17 protein-coding genes are annotated in these 20956 nt (G+C 75.1%); 16 read left to right on the top strand and 1 reads right to left on the bottom strand.

Features of this window, described 5'->3' with window-relative positions; all coding sequences use genetic code 11:
• The first annotated feature begins 186 nt into the window (after positions 1 to 186).
• The 4 genes from ACIP5O_RS27220 to crcB (ACIP5O_RS27235) all read left to right on the top strand — a co-directional run bounded on the left by ACIP5O_RS27220 (position 187) and on the right by crcB (ACIP5O_RS27235) (position 3594).
• On the top strand, positions 187 to 933 hold the full coding sequence (locus ACIP5O_RS27220; protein ID WP_401297568.1) for an SDR family oxidoreductase: 747 nt from the start codon (positions 187 to 189) through the stop codon (positions 931 to 933).
• A gap of 330 nt (positions 934 to 1263) precedes the next feature.
• Entirely contained in the window at positions 1264 to 2415 is a 1152-nt protein-coding gene (locus ACIP5O_RS27225; RefSeq protein WP_401297570.1) for a S1 family peptidase, read from the top strand.
• 239 nt (positions 2416 to 2654) lie between these two features.
• A complete protein-coding gene (gene crcB, locus ACIP5O_RS27230; RefSeq protein WP_401297572.1) occupies positions 2655 to 3152 on the top strand; it encodes a fluoride efflux transporter CrcB in 498 nt (165 codons plus the stop codon).
• A 64-nt stretch (positions 3153 to 3216) separates the two neighbouring features.
• Positions 3217 to 3594 (top strand): fluoride efflux transporter CrcB, encoded by a 378-nt coding sequence (gene crcB, locus ACIP5O_RS27235; RefSeq protein WP_401297574.1) that lies wholly within the window; start codon positions 3217 to 3219, stop codon positions 3592 to 3594.
• Between the two features lie 46 nt (positions 3595 to 3640).
• On the opposite strand, the gene ACIP5O_RS27240 is transcribed toward crcB (ACIP5O_RS27235), so the two are convergent.
• Positions 3641 to 4753, bottom strand: coding sequence for a chitinase (locus tag ACIP5O_RS27240; RefSeq protein WP_401297576.1), 1113 nt, complete (start codon positions 4751 to 4753; stop codon positions 3641 to 3643).
• 363 nt (positions 4754 to 5116) lie between these two features.
• Here ACIP5O_RS27240 and ACIP5O_RS27245 point away from each other — a divergent pair, with 363 nt between their 5' ends.
• From ACIP5O_RS27245 to ACIP5O_RS27300, 12 genes are all read left to right on the top strand, one after another.
• Entirely contained in the window at positions 5117 to 7336 is a 2220-nt protein-coding gene (locus tag ACIP5O_RS27245) for an alpha-N-acetylglucosaminidase (protein WP_401297577.1), read from the top strand.
• A gap of 103 nt (positions 7337 to 7439) precedes the next feature.
• Positions 7440 to 9563 carry a DUF4139 domain-containing protein gene (locus ACIP5O_RS27250; RefSeq protein ID WP_401297579.1) on the top strand — a complete coding sequence of 708 codons (2124 nt, stop codon included), beginning with the start codon at positions 7440 to 7442 and terminating at the stop codon, positions 9561 to 9563.
• Between the two features lie 7 nt (positions 9564 to 9570).
• Positions 9571 to 11133: a mucoidy inhibitor MuiA family protein gene (locus tag ACIP5O_RS27255; RefSeq protein ID WP_401297580.1), complete on the top strand. Its 1563-nt coding sequence runs from the start codon at positions 9571 to 9573 to the stop codon at positions 11131 to 11133.
• Positions 11134 to 11334: 201 nt separating this feature from the next.
• Positions 11335 to 13146, top strand: a complete 1812-nt coding sequence (locus ACIP5O_RS27260) for a SpoIIE family protein phosphatase (RefSeq protein WP_401297582.1) — start codon at positions 11335 to 11337, stop codon at positions 13144 to 13146.
• 107 nt (positions 13147 to 13253) lie between these two features.
• The gene (locus tag ACIP5O_RS27265) at positions 13254 to 14450 is read left to right on the top strand and encodes a nitric oxide synthase oxygenase (RefSeq protein WP_401297584.1); all 1197 of its coding nucleotides are present in this window, start codon (positions 13254 to 13256) and stop codon (positions 14448 to 14450) included.
• Positions 14451 to 14530: 80 nt separating this feature from the next.
• A complete protein-coding gene (locus ACIP5O_RS27270; RefSeq protein WP_401297585.1) occupies positions 14531 to 15196 on the top strand; it encodes a hypothetical protein in 666 nt (221 codons plus the stop codon).
• A 209-nt stretch (positions 15197 to 15405) separates the two neighbouring features.
• A complete protein-coding gene (locus ACIP5O_RS27275) occupies positions 15406 to 17070 on the top strand; it encodes a sensor histidine kinase (RefSeq protein WP_401297586.1) in 1665 nt (554 codons plus the stop codon).
• Positions 17071 to 17472, top strand: coding sequence for a roadblock/LC7 domain-containing protein (locus ACIP5O_RS27280; protein ID WP_030690508.1), 402 nt, complete (start codon positions 17071 to 17073; stop codon positions 17470 to 17472). It abuts the gene before it with no gap.
• Positions 17469 to 17822, top strand: a complete 354-nt coding sequence (locus tag ACIP5O_RS27285) for a DUF742 domain-containing protein (protein ID WP_125660232.1) — start codon at positions 17469 to 17471, stop codon at positions 17820 to 17822. Before ACIP5O_RS27280 ends, ACIP5O_RS27285 begins: the two co-directional genes overlap by 4 nt.
• Positions 17803 to 18426, top strand: coding sequence for a GTP-binding protein (locus ACIP5O_RS27290; protein ID WP_401297588.1), 624 nt, complete (start codon positions 17803 to 17805; stop codon positions 18424 to 18426). Before ACIP5O_RS27285 ends, ACIP5O_RS27290 begins: the two co-directional genes overlap by 20 nt.
• Positions 18423 to 19664, top strand: a complete 1242-nt coding sequence (locus ACIP5O_RS27295) for a cytochrome P450 (protein ID WP_401297590.1) — start codon at positions 18423 to 18425, stop codon at positions 19662 to 19664. Before ACIP5O_RS27290 ends, ACIP5O_RS27295 begins: the two co-directional genes overlap by 4 nt.
• Positions 19661 to 20905: a cytochrome P450 gene (locus ACIP5O_RS27300; RefSeq protein ID WP_401297592.1), complete on the top strand. Its 1245-nt coding sequence runs from the start codon at positions 19661 to 19663 to the stop codon at positions 20903 to 20905. Before ACIP5O_RS27295 ends, ACIP5O_RS27300 begins: the two co-directional genes overlap by 4 nt.
• Positions 20906 to 20956: the final 51 nt, after the last annotated feature.

Consider the following 20956-nt stretch of genomic DNA (forward strand, 5'->3'; position numbering starts at 1 on the left):
GCCCGAGCGGCCCGGTGGTCCCGTGGGACGGGGCCGCCGGGCCGCTCTCTGCCAGGGCCCTGCGGAACGCCTGCCGAAACGCCGCCGGGACGCGGCCGGGGTGCCGGGAGGTGCTTCTCGCCGTAGCCTCCTTCGACGTGCGTTCCGTCGTGGAGCGCACACCCTGCCGCGGAGGGAAGAAGCACGATGACCACGATCCTGGTGACCGGGGGTACAGGAACGCTCGGGCGGCTCGTCACCGAGCGCCTGCGCGCGGACGGCGCCGAGGTGCGGGTGCTGAGCCGCCACTCCCGGCCGTACGCGGTGGACCTGCGCGAGGGCACGGGCCTGGACGCGGCCGTCGAGGGCGTGGACACGGTGGTGCACTGCGCGAGCACGCCGCGCGGGGGCGACGACCGGGCGGCGGGCCACCTCATCGGGGCGGCGCGCCGGGCCGGCGTGCGGCACCTGGTGTACGTCTCGATCGTCGGCGTCGACCGCGTGCCGCTCGGCTACTACCGGACCAAGCTCGCCGTCGAGAAGATGATCGAGGGCTCCGGGCTCGGGTGGACCGTGCTGCGGGCCACGCAGTTCCACGACCTGGTGGTGGAGGTGCTGCGCAACGCGGCCCGGCTGCCGGTCATGCCGCTGCCCGCCGGCGTCGCGGACCAGCCGATCGAGGTGGCGGAGGTCGCCGCCCGCCTCGCCGAACTCGCCGCCGGGGAGCCCGCGGGCCGGGTGCCGGACATGGGCGGCCCCGAGGTGCTCCCGTTCCCTGAGCTGGCCCGGACGTATCTGCGCGCGATCGGCCAGCACCGCCGCCTCCTGAACGTCCCCCTGGCAGGAAAGGCCTACCGGGGGTTCCGCGCGGGCGGCCACCTGGCGCCGGAGCGGGCCGTCGGCAGGGTGACGTTCGAGGAGTTCCTCGCGAAGCGCCTTCCCCCGCGCACCTGACACGCGCCTCGACCGGCCTCTGACCACCGGGCCCGGTCGTACGACACCGAGGGATACCACCCCCAGGGACACGGCTCCGAGGGAACGGGCCGCCGGGCGACCGGCGGCCCGTTCGGCCGTCCGGGGACGAGCCTGCCCGGGGACGAGCCCGCCCAGGGACGAGCCCGCCCAGGGACGGACTTCTTTAGGGGCGGATCCGTCCGGCGCCACAGGCCGATTCCCCCTCGGCGCGTTTTTGGTATGGACCTGCCAAGTCAATGCCGCTAGCGTAACGGCCGACGCTCTCTGAGAGCGCTCTCAAGCGTTCGATCCCCCACACCAGGAGGCTTCGTGAAACGCACCACCCCCCTGGGCGCCGCCGTCGCGGCCCTGTTGCTGACGCTCGGCCTCGGCGCCGCCCACGCCGGAGTCGCGAACGCCGCGCCGCTCCCCGAGCCGCCCGCCGCCCCCTCCGCCTCGGCCGGGCTGCTCGACGCCCTGCGGCAGGACCTCGGCCCGACCCCGGCGCAGGCCGAGGAGCGGCTGCGCGCCGAGAAGGCCGCGACCGAGGTCGAGAAGACCGCCCGGCAGACGGCCGGAGGCGCGTACGGAGGCGCGTGGTTCGACCCCTCCTCGGGACGGCTCGTCGTAGCCCTCACCGACCGCGCCGAGGAGGCCGGGGTGCGGGCGCTCGGCGCCGACACCCGGGTGGTCCGCCACAGCGCCGCCGCCCTCGACCGGGCCAAGGCCCGCCTCGACGCGCTCCCCGCGCCGAAGGGCGTGGCCGGCTGGCACGTCGACCCGAAGGCGAACAGCGTCGTCGTCACGGTCGTACGGGCCGAGCGGGACGCCCCCGCCGTGCGCGCCTTCGTCGAGAAGGCGCGGGCGAAGGGGCCCGTCACCGTCGCCGAGGCGGCCACCGCTCCCCGTACGTACGCGGCGGGGACCGTCGGCGGCGACCCGTACTACACCGGCAACGTGCGCTGCTCGATCGGCTTCTCCGTGCACGGCGGGTTCGTGACCGCCGGTCACTGCGGCCAGGCCGGGGCGGCGGTGCGCGGCTGGGACGGCTCCGCCATGGGCACCTTCCAGGGCTCCTCGTTCCCCGGCAACGACTACGCGTACGTGAGCATCCACAGCGGCTGGTGGACCGTGCCGGTCGTCCTCGGCTGGGGCGTCACGTCCGACCGGCTGGTGCGCGGCTCCGCCGAGGCGCCCGTGGGCGCGTCGATCTGCCGCTCGGGCTCCACCACAAAGTGGCACTGCGGGACCGTCCTCGCCAAGAACGAGACGGTCAACTACAGCCAGGGCGCCGTCCAGCAGATGACGAAGACCAGCGTCTGCGCGGAGGGCGGCGACTCCGGCGGCGCGTTCATCAGCGGCGACCAGGCCCAGGGCGTCACCTCCGGCGGCTGGGGCAACTGCTCCTCCGGCGGCGAGACGTGGTTCCAGCCCGTCAACGAGATCCTCGGCCGCTACGGCCTCACCCTGCACACCGCCTGACGGGGGCCGGTGCGCGGCCGTTCCCGGCGGCCGCGCACCGGCGCTCCCGCGCGCCCCGGTCCGGGCGGCGGCGTCCCGGGGCCGCCCGTTATCCTGGAACCGCGACCGTCCCCGGGCCGTCGCGCGGCGGTGGGGCCCGCCGTACCCGAACCGCGGCACGCGCTGTCGCCAACGGTCCCTACTCGTGACCCGTCCCCGCCCGCATCCGCGCGAGCGGGAGACCACGCGTAGGGAGAGGCATGCGTTCCGAAGAACCCCCGCGACCGGTCGAGCCGATCGACCCCGACGTCGGTCCCGCGGACGTCCGCCGGCGCCGGAAGCCCTGGCGTTCGCCCCACGGCACCCCTGTGGTGATCGCCGTCGTCGCGGTGGGCGGCTCGCTCGGCGCGCCGGCCCGCTTCGGGGCGTCGCTGCTGTGGCCCACGCCCGTGGGCGCCTTCCCCTGGACGACCCTGACGGTGAACGCCGTCGGCTGTCTGGTGATCGGCGTCCTCCTCGTCGCCGTCACCGGGGTCTTCACGGCCCACCCCCTCCTGCGCCCGTTCCTCGGGACCGGTTTCCTGGGCGGGTTCACCACCTTCTCCACGTACTGCGTGGACATCGAACGCCTCGTCGACGCGGGCCGCGCCTCCACCGCGCTCGCCTACCTCGCGGCGACCGTCGTCGCCGCACTGGCGGCGGTGGCCCTCGGCGCGTTCGGCACGCGCCGCCTCCTGTCGCACCGGAGCGCGTCATGACCTTCCGTACGCGTCCGGCGGTCCGCCCGGCCGTCCTCGTCGACGACGACCGGGAGGACCGGCGGTGAACGACTTCCTCCTGGTGGCCGCCGGCGGCGCCGTCGGCGCGCCCCTGCGCTATCTGACCGACCGCGCCGTCCAGGCCCGCCACGACACCGTCTTCCCGTGGGGCACCTTCACCGTGAACGTCGTGGGCTCCCTGGTCCTCGGCCTGCTCACGGGCGCCGCGCTGTCCGGTGCGGCCGGGCACACCGTGCAGCTGCTGCTCGGGACCGGGCTGTGCGGCGCGCTGACGACGTACTCGACGTTCTCCTACGAGACGCTGCGGCTCGCCGAGTCCGGCGCGCGGTTCTTCGCCGTGGCGAACGTCGTCGCCTCCGTGGTGGCCGGGCTCGGTGCCGTCTTCGCCGGTCTCGCCCTCGCCCGGGCCCTCTTTTCCTGAGCCGGCCTCGGGGGCCGGTGCGGGAGGAGGGCCCGGGGCCGGCGGGTCAGCGGCCCTGGAGCGCCTTGACGTTGTCGCCGAAGGTCCAGCCCTTCGAGCCGTCCCAGTTCGCCGACCAGGTCATCAGGCCCTTGAGGGCGCCCTTGTAGTGGTTCCACGCCTGGGCGACGGCCGACGGCGCCATGTGACCGCCGCCCGCGCCCGGCTGGGCGGGCAGGCCGGGGACCTGCTTGTCGTACGGGACCTTGATCGTGGTGCCCTGGATCACCAGGCCCTTGTTCAGGCAGTCGGTCTGCGCGACGAACCCGGCGACGGTGCCGGCGGAGTAGGAGTCGCCCGAGCAGCCGTACATGCTGCCGTTGTAGTACTGCATGTTGAGCCACCACAGGCGCCCGTTGTCGGCGTACTTCTTGATGACCGGCAGGTAGGCGCCCCAGATGGAGCCGTAGACCACGCTGCCGCCGGTGACGTACGCGGTCTCCGGCGCCATCGTCAGGCCGAAGCCGGCGGGCATGCGGGCGAGGACGCCGTCGATGATGCGGATCAGGTTGGCCTGGGAGGTGGAGAGGGTGCCGATGGAGCCGCTGCCGACCAGGCCGGTCTCGATGTCGATGTCGATGCCGTCGAAGTTGTACTTCTTGAGGATCGGGACGATCGTGTCGACGAACCGGTCGGCGACGGCGGTGGAGTTCAGGTCGATGCCCGCCGTGGCACCGCCGATCGACATCAGGATCGTCGCCCCGGCCGCCTTGGCGCGGCACATCTCGGCGGGGGTGGCGACGCGGACGGTGCTGTCCATGCCGTCCTCCCACAGCACCGTCCCGTCCGAACGGATCACGGGGAAGGCGGCGTTGAGGACGTTGTAGCCGTGGGCGGCGAAGCGCGGGTCGTCGATGGGGGCCCAGCCGAAGGGCGGGTGGACGCCGTTGGCCGCGCCGTCCCAGTTCTCCCAGTACCCCTGGAGGACCTTTCCGGCGGGCTTCGGCTTGAGGGCGCAGGTGTCGGCGGTCTCTCCGGTTCCGGAAGCGGGGGCGGGGGCGGACACGGCGGTCCGCACGGGCTTCGCGCCTTCGGCGGCGGCGGGCGCGGCGAGGGCGGCGGCCGCGAGCAGGGCGGTGAGGCCCGCTCCGAGGACGCGGGTGATCCGGGGGGCTGGCATGCGTGCTCCTGGGGACGTGGGGGGATGGGTCCTGGGCATGGCGCGCGCTCCAGCAGACCGTAGGTTGGTCCAGACCATTCGTCAACCGTCCGTGCGCGGAGGGAAGTTGGCCGCCGCCCCTCCCTCCGGGAGGAGGCCGGGTCTCCTCCCGGAGGGAGGGACCGGTCGTCGCAGGACCGCGGCCGGGACCCGGCCGCGTACACCCGCAAGGATGAGAGGCCCCGGGTCCCCGTCCCGTCTGCGCCCCTCCGGGGGAGGGGGTGTAGGAGAGTGGGCGGACGATCCGCCGGGCTCCTTCGAGGCCGACGATCCGCCGGACTCCTTCGAGCAGGGAACCAAGGGAACCAGATGGGCCGTCGCCTGATGCTCCGATGCCGTCACGTCCTCGTCCTCGTGGTGCTCGTCGTCGCGACGGCGGTCGCGCCCGGCGCGCTCTCCCCCCGGGGCGGGGCCGCCTCTGCCTCCGCCGCCGCGCCCGCCTTCGACACCGCGCCCGCGCGGGCGAGTCTGGAGCGCCTGCTGTCCTCGCGGGCCCAGCAGTTCTCCCTGGTCCCCGTCGAGAGGACGGAGTCCGGCGACTGGTTCGCGGTCTCCGGCGGGGCGGGCCGGATCCAGGTCCGGGGCACCTCGCCGGCCACGCTGCTCGCCGGAGCGGGCTGGTACCTGGAGCGGGTCGCCGGGGTCGACATCGGCTGGCCCGGCGACAGCCTCGGCCGGCTGCCCGCCGTCCTCCCCGCGGTCCCCGGGACCCTCACCCGGTCGGCGAACGTCCCCCACCGCTACGCCCTGAACGACACCGACGAGGGCTACTCGGGCGCCTACCGGGACTTCGAGACGCACCGCCGCGACATCGACCTGATGGCGCTGCACGGCGTGAACGAGGTCTTCGTGCCGACGGGGGCCGAGTACCCGTACTACCGGGCGCTCCAGGAGTTCGGCTACGACGCCACCGAGCTGCGGAGCTGGATCCCCGCCCCCGCCCACCAGGCCTGGTGGCTGCTGCAGAACATGTCGGGCTTCGGCGGCCCGGTCTCCGAGCAGCTCATCGAGGCCCGCGCCGCGCTCGGCGGCCGGATCGCGCGGCAGCTGCGCTCGCTCGGGATGACCCCCGTCCTCCCTGGCTACTTCGGCACCGTGCCGCCGGGGTTCGCCGCACGGAACCCGGGGGCGGCCACCGTCCCGCAGGGCACGTGGGTCGGGTTCGGCCGGCCCGACTGGCTGGACCCGACGGGGCCGGTCTTCGACCGCCTCGCCGCCGCCTACTACCGGGCCCAGCGGGAGCGGTTCGGCGACAGCGGCATGTTCAAGATGGACCTGCTGCACGAGGGCGGCACCCCGGGCACGGTCGACGTCGCCGCGGCCGCCGGGGCCGTCCAGCGGGCCCTGGACACCGCGCGCCCCGGCGCCACCTGGGTCATGCTCGGCTGGCAGAAGAACCCGACCTCCACGCTCCTGAGCGGGGTGGACCGCGACCGGGTCCTGATCGTCGACGGCCTCTCCGACCGCTACGACGGCCTCGACCGCGAGACCGAGTGGGGCGGCACGCCCTACGCCTTCGGCTCGATCGCCAACTTCGGCGGCCACACCAGCATCGGCGCCAACACCGGCGTGTGGGGCGGTCGCTTCCACACGTGGCTGACCAGGCCGGACTCCGCGCTGCGCGGCATCGCCTACCTGCCGGAGGCCACCGGCGGGAACCCCGCCGGATTCGACCTGTTCACCGAACTCGCCTGGGAGCCGGGCCCCGTCGACCAGCGGGCCTGGTTCGCCGGCTACGCCGCCCGCCGCTACGGCGGGGCCGACCCGCACGCGTCCGCCGCCTGGGAGGAACTGCGCCTGGGCCCGTACGGCATGGCGTCGGGGACGTGGAGCGAGCCGCAGGACGGCCTCTTCACCGCGCGGCCGAGCCTCACGGCGACCAGGTCCGCGCGCTGGAGTCCGGCCTCCTCCCGGTACGACGCCGCCACGGTGGAACGGGCGCTGGCCGAGCTGCTGCGGGTCGCGCCCGTGCTGCGGAGCACCGACGCGTACCGCCACGACCTCGTGGACGTGGCGCGCCAGGCGCTCACCAATCAGGGCCGGGTGCTGCTGCCCCGGATCAGGAGCGCGTACGAGGCGAAGGACCTGGAGCGGTTCCGGACGCTGGTGCGCGAGTGGAACGCCGCCACGGAGCTGCTCGGGCGCCTCGTCGGCTCCGACCGGCGGTTCCTGCTCGGCCCGTGGCTGGAGGACGCCCGCGCCTGGGGCGCCGACCCGGCCGAACGCGACCGCCTGGAGTACGACGCCCGCTCGATCCTGACCACCTGGGGCGGCCGGGGGCCGAGCGAGGCGGGGCTGCGCGACTACGCCAACCGCGAGTGGGACGGGCTCGTCCGGGACCTCTACGCGCCGCGCTGGGCCGCGTACTTCGCGACCCTCGACACCGCCCTGGTCACCGGCGCCGCGCCGGCCGCCGTCGACTGGTTCGCGCGGGACGACGCCTGGGCCCGTGGACACGGCCGCTACCCGACCGCGCCGGCCGGTGACCCGTACGCGCTCGCGGAGGAGGTGCGGGGGGTCCTGGCGACGGCGTCCACGGCCTGAGGGACGCCTTCGGCAGGGATCCGAAGGCGCCTCCCGGCACCGGAACGCGGCCCGTCCGCGTAGGCTTCGACCGGTACGACGGACGGGGCAGGGGGCGAGGCGCATGTCGGAGGAGACGGGCCGGAGGTGGGGGTCGACCCTCGATTCGGTCGTGGTGTACGCGCAGGGCGCGGTCTGCCGCCGCCTGGCCCGGGGCGTGGTGCCCCGGGACGGCCGGGTGCGGGTCGCGGGACTGCCCCGCACCCTGGACCCGGGTTCGCTGCGGGCCCGGGTCCTGGGCTCCTCCGGCGTCCGGGTCACCGAGGCCCGGGTGGAGGTCGCGTCCGCGCCGCTCGACGGCGAGGCGCCCGACGCGCTGCGGCGCGAGGTCGAACGGCTGCGTGACGCGTACGCGGCGGCCGAGGGGCGCCGGGACCGGCAGCGGACCCTGATCGCGGAGGTCGAGGGGCTGCACCCGGTCCCCCCGGCCCGCAAGCGCGAGGACCCGCACCGCCGCACCGCCGTCGACGCCTGGCTGGCGCTCGCCGACTTCGTCGACGAGCGGCTGGCCCGGCTGCACGCGCGCCTGGTCGAGTGCGAGGAGGAGCTGCTCCGCGTCGAGCACGAACTCTCCGTCGCCGCCGACCGGCTCGCCCGGGCGTCCACCGACGCCCCTTCCCGGCACGTCGAGACCACCGTCTCCGCCGTCCTGACCCTCGTCGGCGCGGCCGACGGGGAGACTCCGGCCGAAGCGGAACTGGAACTGGAACTGGAGTACGGCGTGCCGGGCGCCGTCTGGGTTCCGGCCTACCGCCTCTCGCACCGCCGGGGCGACGACGGGGGGCGGCTGGTGCTGCGCGCCTCGGTCGCCCAGCGGACCGGCGAGGACTGGACCGGGGTGCGCCTCGCCCTGGCCACCGCCGACCTGCGGCGCCGCACCGATCTGCCCCGGCTGCGTTCCGTACGGATCGGGCGGCGGCAGGCGGCCCCCGCGCCGTCCGGCTGGCGCGAGCCCCCGGCGGGGCTCTCCGACCTCTTCGACGGGTACGAGGCGGCCGGGCCCCGGCCCGTCCCGGCCTCCGGCTTCGGCGGCGCCGCGGCGGGCTCCGTGGCCGTGCCGGTCGCGGCCGCCCCGGTCCCGCCGCCCCCGGCTCCGGTGCCGCCGGCCTTCGCCGGGCCGCCGACCCTCACTGGGGCGCCCCCGCCGCCCGGCGCCGTGTACGGCTTCGCGCCCGAGGGCCCGGGCGGAGCACCGGGATCCGCGGAGCAGGGCTACGGCGGGGTACCCGCACCGGCATCGCAGGCCTTCGGCGGGGCGCCGGGGTCCGCGCCGCGGGCCGCCCGGCGGGCCAAGGCGCCCGCGGCCCCCGGCTCGGCCGCCCCGGCCGCGTCGGCCCCGCCGCCGGCGCCGTCCGGCCCGCCGCGGCCGAGCGGCGACGAACTGGACTACGCCTCCCTCGTCCTGGCCGGCCCCGAGGACCGGGGGCCGCGCCGGGGACGCCTGTTCCCGGACTCCTCCTTCGACGCCGTGGCGAGCGAGTACCGCCGCCGCGCCGAAGGGGTGGCCGCGCTGCCGCTGCCTCAGTACGCCGTGCGTCCCCGCGAGTCGGCGGGGTCGTTCGACCACCGCTTCGACGCCGCCGCCCGCGCCGACGTCCCGTCGGACGGCACCTGGCACACCGTCACCGTCGGCGAGATCCCGGTCGGCCTGCGCACCGAGTACCTCTGCGTGCCGTCCGTGGAGGAGACCGTGTACACGACGCTCGTGGTCTCCAACGCCACCGGACAGGCCCTCCTCGCCGGCCCGGTGGAGGTCACCGCCGACGACGAGTTCCTGCTGACGGCCGCGCTCCCCACGCTCGCCCCCGGCGGTGTCAGGAGGCTGGGCCTGGGCCCGGCCGAGGCGATCCGCGTGACCCGCCGCACACACCTGCGGGAGTCGACCGCGGGCCTGCGCAACAACGTCACCGTGCTCGACCACCAGGTCCACGTGGAGCTGGCGAACCGCCTCGCGGCGCCCGCCGTCGTGGAGGTCCGCGAGCGGGTGCCGGTCACCTCGGAGTCCGACGTGCGGATCGAGGAGCGGGACGGCTGGGCGGTGCCCGGGGACGGCCCCGAGGAGCACGCGCCGGGCACCCGCGTCCGGCGGGTCGAGATCCCCGCCGGCGGCACCGCCGTCCTCGAGGGCGGCTACGAGATCCGCATCCCGGCCGGCAAGGCCCTGGTCGACGGCAACCGCAGGAGCTGACCCCACCATGACCACGGAACCCCGACCGATCGCCCTTCCCGTCACCGCCGTCACCTGCCTGGAGGACCGCGCCCACGTCGAGCGGACCGCCGACCTCGACCTGACGGCCGGCGTCCAGCGGCTGCGCCTCGGCCCCGTGAGCGCGCTGGCCGTCGACCGCACCCTCCACGCCGAGCTGGCCTCCGACCGCCCCGCGACCGTGCTCGGCGCACGGATCGTCCGCACCTGGACGCCTCGCGGCCCGGTCCCCTCCCCCGGGGACGACTCCGCCCTCAGTCTGCGCGCGCACGCCCTCGAAGGGGAACGGCGCACCGCGGAGCAGGAACGGGACCGGCTGCGCGCCCGGCTCGACCTGCTGGGCCGGCTCGCCGCCGACCTGCTGCGGGAGATCCGCGAGGGCGTCGGCTCCGGGGAGTACGAGGGGGAGCGCTGGGCCCGGAAGCTGGACCGCGTGGACGCCGAGCGCGACGCGTACGCCGAACGGCTCCGTGCCGTCGAGGTCCGGCTGACCGACCTCGAAGCCGAGTACGACGCGACCCTGCGGGCCCTGGACGAGGCCGGGCAGGAGCCGCCCGAGCTCGTCGCCCACGTGGAGCTGACCGTGGAGGCCGAGCGGGCCGGCCCCGCCCGGCTGCGGCTCGGCCACCTCACCCCGTGCGCGCTGTGGCGGCCCGCCTACCGGGCCGTGCTCGACGGCGGTTCGCTGACCCTGGAGACCGAGGCCGTGGTCTGGCAGCGCACCGGCGAGGACTGGTCGGACGTCCGGCTGACGCTGTCGACGGCCCGCTCGGCGCTCGCCACCGAACCGCCGCGCCTGGTCGAGGACCGGCTGGTGCTCAGGGACCGCTCGGCCGCCGAGCGGCGCACGGTCGACGTCGAGGTGCGCGAGGAGCTGATCGGGGACCTCGGGCCGGCGCCGGTGCTCGGCCTGCCGGGGGTCGACGACGGCGGCGAGGCGCGCGTCCTGAACGCCCCCGCGCCGGTCTCCGTCCCGGGGGACGGCCGCGCGCACCGGGTGTCGCTCTCCGTCTTCACGACGGACGCGGGCGACGAGTACGCCTGCTCCCCCGAGCTGTCCCCGCTGGTCACGCAGGTGGTGCGGTTCGACAACCGGTCCGGGCACGCGCTGCTCGCGGGGCCGGTGGACCTGGTGCGCGGCGCCGGGTTCGTCGGGCGCGGCACGCTGGACTTCACCGCTCCCGGCGCCCCCGCGGAGCTCGCCTACGGCAGCCGCGACGACATCCGGGTCGTCCGGTACGCCGAGGAGGCGCACGACACCGCCGGGCTCACCCAGCGAAGCGTGACCACCCACACGGTCCGGCTGCACCTGTCCCGGTTCTCCGCCCCCGGCGAGGACGGCGAGCGGGTGGTGGCCCTGCGGGAGCGGATCCCGGTCTCCGAGGTCTCGGCGGTGGAGGTGCGCCTGCGCAAGGAGTCCTGCTCCCCCGCGCCGGCCTCGGTCGACGCGGAGGGCGTCGTCCGCTGGGACGTCTCCCTGCCCCCGGGCGGCCGCCGGACGGTCACCCTGGTGTACGAGGTGTCGGCGGCCGCCAAGGTCGTGGGGATCTGAGGGCACGGGGCCTCCGGGGCGGGCGGCCCGCCCCGGAGGCCCCGTGCGCCGGTTCCGCGTCGCGGACGGTCGCCCTCGGGTGACTCCTCGTGGCCGTGGACGTACTTGCGCGGGTTGCTTCCGCATGCCTGATGCACTGCGGCCTCTTCCGGTGCAGACTGTGCAACAGATGGCGTCACACCCTGTACGGAGGCCGAAAGAGTGAACGGCGGGAGCGACAGGCGGCGCCTGACCGGCCGCGCCTCGGCCGGGAGCAATCCGTCGGCCCACCACCCGGCCGGCGCGGGCGCGAGGTTCCGCAGGAGCAGGGGGCTGCTGCCGCCCGACCGGTTCACCACCCGCAGCCAACTGGCCTGGCTGAATGCGGCCACCTCCAGGATCGGGACGACCCTGGACCTGGAGCGCACCGCGCAGGAGCTGGCCGAGTTCACCGTGCCCCGGTTCGCCGACGGCGCCGCCGTGGACGTCCTGGAGAGCGTCCTGCGCGGCGAGGAGGGGGCCCGGTGGACCGGGGAGGGCTTCCCCCCGCTGCGGGCCACGGCGCTGTGCGCCATCGAGGAGCTCTCCTCCCTGGAGCCGACCCCGGTGGGCGAGACCTACGTCCAGTCGGAGGAGCGGCACGAGACGCTGTTGCACCGGTACTGCCTCCGGCAGGGCAAACCGGTCCTGCTGAGCCGGATGCGGGGCGACGACTTCGCCCGGGTCGCGCCGACGGCGAGCGCGGCGGCGCAGATGCGGGCCGCCGGGGTGCACAGCTATCTGGCCGTGCCGCTGATCGCCCGCGGGCTGCTGCTCGGGAGCGCCGACTTCGTGCGCGGCCCCGGGACGCCGCCGTTCTCCTCCACGGACCTGGCGCTCGCGGAGCAGCTCGCCTCGAAGGCCGCCGTCTTCATCGACAACGCCCGGCTGTACGGGCGCGAGCGCGAGCACGTGGTCTCGTTGCAGCGCAGCCTGCTGCCGCGCGCCACCCCGGTGACGCCGGGGCTGCGGCTGCACTCGGAGTACGCGCCCTCGGCGGCCGGCCACGGGGTGGGCGGGGACTGGTACGACGTGATGGCGCTGCCCGGCGGGCGGACGGCCCTGGTGGTGGGGGACGTGATGGGGCACGGGCTGCCCGCCGCCGCCACGATGGGGCGGCTGCGTGCGGTCGCCCGCACGCTGATGACCCTGGACATGGCCCCCGAACGGGTCCTGGCGCGGCTCGACCTGGCCACCCGCGACCTGGAGGACGAGCAGGTCGCCACGTGTCTGTGCGCGGTCTACGACCCGGCGGACTCCAGCTACACGCTGGCCAGCGCCGGGCACCTGCCGCCGCTGCTCCTCGACGGGCGGGGAGCGGCCGACTTCGTGGACGTGCCGGTCGGCGCGCCCCTGGGCGCGGGGGTGATCCCGTACGACCCGCTGCGGCTGAAGGTCCCCGGCGGCGGTCACCTGGTGATGTACACGGACGGGCTCGTCAAGACCCGGACCGAGGACCTGGACGAGCAGCTGGCCCTGTTGCGGTCGGCCGCGCTCGGCCTCGCCCCCGGGGCCCTGGAGGCGGGCGGCCTGGTGGAGCGCGCTCCGGCCGGGGCCGAGCGGTTCGACGAGGCGGTGCTCCTGGTCGCGACGGACTCCCCGTCACCGCGCGGCGACCTGCGGGTGTGGGAGCTGTCGAAGGACGGGCGGGCGGCCTCCGCCGCGCGGAACCTGGTCACCGGTCAGCTCGCCGCGTGGGGCCTCGACGAACTCGCGGACGTCTGCGAGCTGGTGGTCTCCGAGCTCGTGGGCAACGCGCTGCGGTACGGCAACGGGCCGGGCGAGCTGCGGCTGTGGCGCGGCGAGCGGCTGGTCGTGGAGGTCTCGGACACGGGTCCCGACCTGCCGCAGATCCAGCACGCGGACCTCAGCGACGAGGGCGGGCGGGGACTCCAGCTCATCAACATGCTCTGCCGCCGCTGGGGTTCCTGCCGTACCGTCACCGGCAAGGTGGTCTGGGCGGAGCAGAACGTGCCGGGCGCCCAGGAGTCGTAGCAGAACGGGGCAGAGTACCAGCGTGCCGCCGTTCTCGTACGGAGTACGCACACTCTCCACACACGCGTGAACACATGGGGTAGTCATGGAGGCCGGGAGGGAACACCTTGGTCTTCAGTCTGCGTCGCCGACGGAAGTCGGCCCCCGTCGGCGTCTGTCCGTTCACGTCCGACGTCACCCCCGGCCCGGAAGGGCCCCCGCGACCGCCGGAAGCGGCGGCGCACGTCACCGACCGGCGGGAGGCGGAACGCTTCGTCCGGCAGTTCCACCAGGAGGAGCGGCGGGCCGGTGACGTGGAGTTCCGGGTCCGCGCGGTCCTCGCCGAGATCGACCGCACCGGCACGTACGTACACACCCCGGACGAGCTGGCCTTCGGCGCCCGTGTCGCGTGGCGCAACGCGGCCCGCTGCATCGGCAGGCTCTACTGGCGCAGCCTCGTGGTGCGCGACCTGCGGCACGTCGCCTCGGCCGACGGGATCGCCGACGCCTGCTTCGAGCACCTGCGCCTTGCCGGCAACGGCGGCCGGATCCGGCCGGTGATCTCGGTCTTCGCACCGGACCGGCCCGGCCGCCCCGGGCCCCGGATCGTCAACGACCAACTGGTGCGCTACGCGGGACACCGCACCCCGGAGGGGAGCTGGGTCGGCGACCCGCGCGGCGCGGAGCCGACCGCGCTCGCCCGCGAGTTGGGCTGGAAGCGGTCCGACGGCCCCTTCCAGATACTGCCGTTGATGGTGCGGGAGCGTCCGGACGCGCGGCCGGAGTGGTACGAGCTGCCGGACGGCTGCGTCATGGAGGTGCCGCTGCGGCATCCGGACCACCCGTGGTTCGCGGAGCTGGGGCTCCGCTGGTACGCGGTGCCGGCGATCAGCGACATGTCGCTGGAGATCGGCGGGGTGCGCTATCCGGCGGCGCCGTTCAACGGCTGGTACATGGGGGTGGAGATCGGTGCCCGGAACCTGGCCGACACCGACCGCTACGACCTGCTGCCGGTGGTCGCCGACCGTCTGGGCCTCGACCGCTCGTCGGAGCGGACGCTGTGGCGGGACCGGGCGCTGGTCGAGCTGAACGTGGCGGTGCTGCACTCCTTCCAGGAGGCCGGGGTGACGATGGCGGACCACCACACCGAGTCCGAGCGCTTCCTCCGCCACATCGACCGGGAGACCCGCCACGGCAGGCCGACCCCCGCCGACTGGAGCTGGATCGTCCCGCCCGTCTCCGGCTCGACCACCCCGGTGTTCCACCGCTACTACGACCCGGTCGACGACTCCCTGCGGCCCGCGTTCGTCGCGCGCGAGCGGTAGGCCCGGCGCCGGCCGTAAATCGGAGGCCGCGGCCCGGCAGCTCCGTCTAAGGTGCGGCGACGGCGGGACGAAGGGGGCACGTGGAACAGCGGGTGCGGGTGCACAGGGTCGGTCTGGGCGGACGCGAGGTCCGGGTGGTGCGGTCGACCCCCGGGCCGGACGCGACGGGGCCGGCGCTGCGCGACGACGGGCACTGGCTGTCGATGTACGCCGACCGGGACGGCGCCGACCGGCTCGCCGCTCTGTGGGCGCTGGCCGCCCGGTCCGCCAGGTCGCTGGTGTACCTGCCCCTCCGGGGCAATCCGGCGCCCCACGACGGCGCGGGCGGGGCCGAACCGGTCGCCCTCGATCTGGTGCTGGTCCACCACAGCCTGCGGTTCCCGGCCTCGGCGTGGAAGGGGGTCAGGGCGCGGCTCGGTGCGGGCGTGCCCGGCACCGTGTCCCTGCCGGACGACGACCTCCCGGACGAGGGCTCCGTCGACCACGAGCGGCGGCACCACCGGACGTACCGCGACCACCTCGCCTTCGACATCGCCGCGCACACCCTGTTCGTCGTCGGCAGTTCCCCCGCGTTCCGCGAAGAGGGCGCCGCGCTGCGCCGGTTCGTCGAGCAGGCCCCTTCCCACGCACGGCGCCACCCGGAGTCGGGACACTTCTGCGTGGAGTTCGCTCCGGGCCCGTGGGGCCGGGGACGGACGCGTCGGCACGTGCCCGGCAGCCTGCACATCGAGTACCTCGGCGGTTGACGGCCTGATGGCTCGACAGGGGACGGACCCGGACCGGCACTTCGATGAAGCCCGAGTAAATTCGATCACTCTTGATTGCATAAATGGGGCAGTTGAACCTTTATCTGCTTACCGATCCGATCAAGCCAGTTCCTAACTGATCAACAACGCCTCTATAGTGCCGTCGTTGCGACTCCCTTCCCGCGTGCCCGTTCTCGAGAGTCTGGTTGATGTCGGCGCCGTCCACCCCCTTCCGCCCTGCCCTGCTCGCCTCGTTGCTGACAGCCGCCGCAGGTGGTGCGCTCGCCGCGGCGGCGACCGCCGCGGCGCCGGCCGGGGTCCGTCCCGCCCTCGCCTGGTTCGCCGTCTGCTGCGTCCTGCTGCTCGCCGCCTCGGCCTTCGCCGTCACCTGGTACGGGCGCACCTCGCGCGCCCTCGGCCGCCGGGTCGAGACGCTCACCGCCGAACTCGCCTCCCGCGAGGCGTACGCCACCGCGGCCGCGGCCTCCGCCGAACGGGAGACCGCGGCCCTGAAGGAGCGGTACGCGGCGGACACCGCGGCCGCCGAGGCGGCCCGCGCCGCGCGGACCGAGGAACTGGTGCGCGTCCACGCGGCCGAGACGGCGGAGCTGGCCCGGGCGCGGACCGCCGACGTCGCGCGCCTGGAGGAGAGGCTGCGCCGGGCCGAGTCCGGCCGGTCCGCCGCCATGGCCGCCGCCGCCAACGCGGCCGGCCGCATGCAGGCGCTCGCCACGAGCATGCTGGCCGACCTGCGGGAGATGGAGCACCGGCACGCCGACGAGGACGTCCTGACCGACCTCCTCCACCTCGACCACCGCACCGCCCAGGCGGGCCGGCTCGCCGACTCCGTCGCCGTGCTGACCGGAGCGCGGTCCGGCCGCCGCTGGGCCCGCCCGATCGTCATGGAGTCGATCCTGCGCGGTGCCATGGGCCGGATCGGCGGCTACCAGCGGGTGCGGCTGCACTCCAGCAGCGACGCGGCCGTGGCGGGCCACGCCGCCGAGGGCGTCATGCACGCCCTGGCCGAACTCATGGACAACGCCGCCAACTTCTCGCCGCCCACCGCCGAGGTCCACGTCTACGTGGAGGAGGTCCCCGCCGGCGTCATCATCGCGGTGGAGGACAGCGGCCTGGTGATGAGCGACGTCCAGCTGCGCCGCGCCGAGGCCGCCGTGAGCGCGGAGAACCAGGACCTGGCCGGCCTGTCCGGCACCCGGCTCGGCCTGGCCGTCGTCGGCCGGCTGGCCCGCAAGCACGGTCTGACCGTGTCGTTCCGCCCCTCGGCGCGCGGCGGCACCGGCGCCCTGCTGATGCTCCCCCAGGAGCTGATCAGCCACGTGCCCGCGGAGACGCCGGCCGCGCCCGCCGCCCTGCCCCCGGTGGCCGGCCGCGGTCTGTCCGCGCCCGCGCCCGACCGGGCGCCGGCCGGGGCCCCGCCGTCCGCCCCCGCCGGGACGCGGGCCGAGGAGCCCGAGGCCGTGCACGAGACCGGCACCGACCGGGACGCCGCCGACGAGGGCACCGGAGAGCACCCGCAGTTCGGCGAGAGCGGTCTGCCGCGCCGCCGTCGCGGCCGGGCGCTCGCCGCCGCCCACCCGGAGGGGCCCGACGCCGCCCCGAAGCCCCGCGCGGCGACCCCGCGCAGCGGCGCGGCGGCCGGGGCGGCCTCCCGCTTCGGCTCCTTCCGGCGGGCGGTCCGCGACGCCGCCGACCGGCCCGACGCGGCCGACCGGCCCGACGCCGGCACCGAGACCTCTCCGGCGGCGGACGGCTCCCCCGCCGCCCCGCCCGTCCCGTCCGACCAGGCCGGCCGGACGTCCACCCCCCGGACGTCGCCGTCCTCGAACTCCCCGCACCCGGAAGGCACCCCGTAAATGACCGGCACCACCACCGACGAGAAGCTCAGCTGGCTCCTGGAGGGCCTGCTCGAACGCACCCCGGGCACCCGACACGCCCTGGTGCTCTCCCGTGACGGCCTCAAGCTCTGCCGTACCCCCGAGCTCTCCGTCGACCAGGCGGACCAGCTCGCCGCGATCGCCGCCGGCATCCAGAGCCTGTCGCACGGTGCCTCCGTGGAGTTCGGCGACGGCACGGGCGGCGTCCGTTCCGCGATGGCCGAGTTCTACGGCGGCATCCTGTTCATCGTGGAGGCCGGCGAGGGCGCCCACCTCGCGCTCGTCGCCGACGAGGACGCCGACGCCGGACTCGTCGGCCACAACATGTCCGAACTGGTCGAGCAGCTCGGCGAGTACCTGGTCGCGAGGCCCCGGGGATGAGCCGAACCAGGCCGGGCAGGGACGATTCCCCCGACCGGCTCTACACCCTGACCGGCGGCCGCAGCCGTGCCGGGTCCGACGCCTTCGACCTGGTGACCCTCGTGGTCGCCGAGAGCGACCCGGCCCCCGGCATGCAGTCCGAGCACGCCGCGATCCTGCGCATGTGCCGCTTCCCCACGGCGGTGGTGGAGGTGGCGGCCGGACTCGGCCTGCCCGTGTCGATCACGCGGATCCTGCTGGCCGACCTCCACGACACCGGCCGGATCAGCGCACGGCACCCCCGCGCGTCGTACCGCCTTCCCGATCACGACATCCTGGAGCAGGTGCTCGTTGGACTCCGTAACCTCTGAACAGCGCCAGACCCTGCACAGCACCGCCGACAACGGACTGAAGATCGTCGTCGTCGGCGGTTTCGGCGTCGGCAAGACCACCCTGGTGCGCTCGGTCAGCGAGATCCGTCCGCTGAACACCGAGGAGACCATGACGCAGGCGGGCGAGGGCGTCGACGACACCGGCGGCGTCGACGCGAAGACGGCCACCACCGTGGCCTTCGACTTCGGCCGGATCTCGCTGGACGCCCACAACATCCTCTACCTGTTCGGGGCGCCCGGCCAGGAGCGGTTCTGGTTCCTCTGGGACCGGCTGTTCTCCGGGACGCTCGGCGCCGTCGTGCTCGTCGACACGCGCCGGCTCGCCGACTCCTGGTACGCGATCGACCGCCTGGAGCACCACGGCACGCCGTTCGTCGTCGCCTGCAACGACTTCGGCGGCCCCGCCCACACCGCCGGGCAGATCCGCGAGGCCCTCGACCTCGCCGACGGGGTGCCGCTGGTCTTCTGCGACGCCCGGTCGCGCGAGTCCAGCAAGCAGGTCCTGATCACGCTCGTCGAGCACCTGCAGTCCGTCGTCGCCCAGGACCCGACGCCGCAGCCCATCCCGGAGCCCGCCCCGTGACCTGCCCCGTGCCCCACTCCGCGCCCCGGCCCGTCCCGCTGGGCGGGCCCCGGTTCCAGACCGACCCCACCGAGCTGTACCGGCAGATGCGCCGGGAGCACGGGGCGGTCGCCCCGGTCGTCCTGGACGGGGACGTCCCCGCCTGGCTGGTCCTCGGCTACCGCGAGCTGCACCAGGTCACCAGCGACCCGGTGCTCTTCTCGCGCGACTCCGACCTGTGGAACCAGTGGGACCGCATCCCGGCGGACTGGCCCCTGCTGCCCATGATCGGGCGCAGGCAGCCGTCCATCCTCTACACCGTCGGCGAGCGGCACCGCGAGCGCGCGGACGTCGTCTCGGGCGCCCTGGAGGCGATCGACCCGTTCGTCCTGAGGGCGCGCGCCGAGCGGTTCGCCGACGAGCTGATCGACGCGCTGTGCGGCAAGGGCTCCTGCGACATCATCGCCGAGTACGCGATGCTGCTGCCGGTCCGGGTCCTCGCCAGCGTCTACGGCTTCGCCGACGAGCAGGGTCCCGGGCTCGTCAAGGCCATGAACGACATGATCAACGGCCAGGAGGGCGCCCTGGAGGGCCAGCGCCACCTGGGCGAGTCCATGTTCGGGCTGCTCACCGCCAAGGCGGAGGCCCCGGGCGACGACGTCGCCTCGCGGATGCTGGCCAACACGGCCGGCTTCACGGTCGAGGAGGTCGCCCAGGACCTCATGGTGATGATGGCCGCCGGCCACCAGCCCACCGCCGACTGGATCGGCAACTCGCTGCGCCTGATGCTCACCGACGACCGGTTCGCGGCCTCGCTGTCCGGCGGCCGGCACAGCGTCGGCGAGGCGATGAACGAGGTCCTGTGGGAGGACACCCCCACCCAGAACGTCGCCGGGCGGTGGGCCTCGCGCGACACCCACCTCGGCGGGCGCCGGATCGGCGGCGGGGACCTGCTGCTGCTCGGCCTGGCCGCCGCCAACTCCGACCCGCACGTACGGGCCGACTCCGGCGCGCTCACCGGCGGCAACAACGCCTACCTGTCCTTCGGGCACGGCGAGCACCGCTGCCCGTTCCCCGCGCAGGAGGTCGCCGAGACCATCGCGCGGACCGGCATCGAGGTGCTGCTCGACCGGCTGCCTGACGTGGACCTCGCGGTGGCCCCGGAGGACCTCGCCCGCCGCCCCTCCCCCTGGCTGCGCGGCCTGACCGCGCTTCCCGTGACCTACACCCCGACCCCCGCCCTTGGAGCCCTCGGATGAGCTGCCCGTACGACCACACCGCCGCGTCCGGCACCGGCGTCATCGACCTGGACCCGTTCGTCACCGACCTCGACGGCGAGAGCGCCCGGCTGCGCGCCGCCGGACCGCTCGCCCGGGTCGTCCTGCCGGGCGGGGTGCCCTGCTTCGCCGTCACCCACCACGCGGAGGCCCGGAAGCTGCTCACGGACCCGCGCCTCGTCAAGGACATCGATGTCTGGGGCGCCTGGCAGCGCGGCGAGATACCCCTGGACTGGCCGCTGATCGGCCTGGCGAACCCGGGCAAGTCGATGCTGACCGTGGACGGCGAGGAGCACCGGCGGCTGCGCGGCCTGGTCGCGCAGGCGCTGACCGCGCGCCGGGTGGAGCGGCTGCGCGCCGGCATCGAGGCCCTGACCACGGAGATGCTGGACCGGCTCGCCGGGCGTCCGGCGGGCGAGGCCGTGGACCTGAAGGCGGAGTTCGCGTACCCGCTGCCGATGAACGTGGTCTGCGAGCTGATGGGCGTCGACCGGGCCGACCAGCCGCGCATGAAGGAGCTGTTCGACAAGTTCTTCTCGACGCAGACCCCGCCCGAGGAGGTGCCGCAGATGATGGCGGACCTGGGCGCCCTGTTCTCGGGGATCGTGGCGGGCAAGAAGGAGGCGCCCGGCGACGACCTCACGAGCGCGCTGATCGAGGCGTCGGAGGACGGCGACCGGCTCACCACGGAGGAGATCACCAACACCCTCCAGCTCATGGTGGCGGCCGGGCACGAGACGACCATCAGCCTGATCGTGAACGCCGTGGTCGCCCTGAGCACCCACCCCGAGCAGCGCGACCTGGTGCTCAAGGGCGAGGTGCCGTGGGAGAACGTGATCGAGGAGACCCTGCGCTGGTCGACGCCCACCTCGCACGTCCTGATCCGCTTCGCCGCCGAGGACATCGAGGTCGGCGACCGGGTCCTGCCCAAGGGCGAGGGCCTGATCGTGTCGTTCGGCGCGATCGGCCGGGACGAGGCGCAGTTCGGGCCGACGGCGGGCGACTTCGACGTGACCCGCACGCCGAACCGCCACATCTCCTTCGGTCACGGGCCGCACGTCTGCCCGGGAGCGGCGCTGTCCCGTCTGGAGGCGTCGGTGGCGCTGCCCGCGCTGTACGCGCGCTTCCCCGAGCTGCGTCTCGCGGTGCCGCGCGAGGAGCTGCGCAACAAGCCGGTCGTCACCCAGAACGACCTGTTCGAGCTTCCGGTCGTCCTGGCCTGAGGACCGTACGGACCGGAAGGCTGTACGGTGGGCGCATGCGTTCTTCGTCGT

The organism is Streptomyces sp. NPDC088915, assembly GCF_044749825.1.
Lineage (GTDB): Bacteria > Actinomycetota > Actinomycetes > Streptomycetales > Streptomycetaceae > Streptomyces.

Bases quoted from the DNA above. Each gene is read 5' to 3' on its own strand.
- crcB (WP_401297572.1), top strand. From the start codon at position 2,655: ATGCGTTCCGAAGAACCCCCGCGACCGGTCGAGCCGATCGACCCCGAC.
- ACIP5O_RS27250 (WP_401297579.1), top strand. From the start codon at position 7,440: ATGTCGGAGGAGACGGGCCGGAGGTGGGGGTCGACCCTCGATTCGGTC.
- ACIP5O_RS27220 (WP_401297568.1), top strand. From the start codon at position 187: ATGACCACGATCCTGGTGACCGGGGGTACAGGAACGCTCGGGCGGCTC.
- ACIP5O_RS27300 (WP_401297592.1), top strand. From the start codon at position 19,661: ATGAGCTGCCCGTACGACCACACCGCCGCGTCCGGCACCGGCGTCATC.
- ACIP5O_RS27285 (WP_125660232.1), top strand. From the start codon at position 17,469: ATGAGCCGAACCAGGCCGGGCAGGGACGATTCCCCCGACCGGCTCTAC.
- ACIP5O_RS27280 (WP_030690508.1), top strand. From the start codon at position 17,071: ATGACCGGCACCACCACCGACGAGAAGCTCAGCTGGCTCCTGGAGGGC.
- ACIP5O_RS27240 (WP_401297576.1), bottom strand. From the start codon at position 4,753: ATGCCAGCCCCCCGGATCACCCGCGTCCTCGGAGCGGGCCTCACCGCC.
- ACIP5O_RS27275 (WP_401297586.1), top strand. From the start codon at position 15,406: ATGTCGGCGCCGTCCACCCCCTTCCGCCCTGCCCTGCTCGCCTCGTTG.
- ACIP5O_RS27245 (WP_401297577.1), top strand. From the start codon at position 5,117: ATGCTCCGATGCCGTCACGTCCTCGTCCTCGTGGTGCTCGTCGTCGCG.
- ACIP5O_RS27255 (WP_401297580.1), top strand. From the start codon at position 9,571: ATGACCACGGAACCCCGACCGATCGCCCTTCCCGTCACCGCCGTCACC.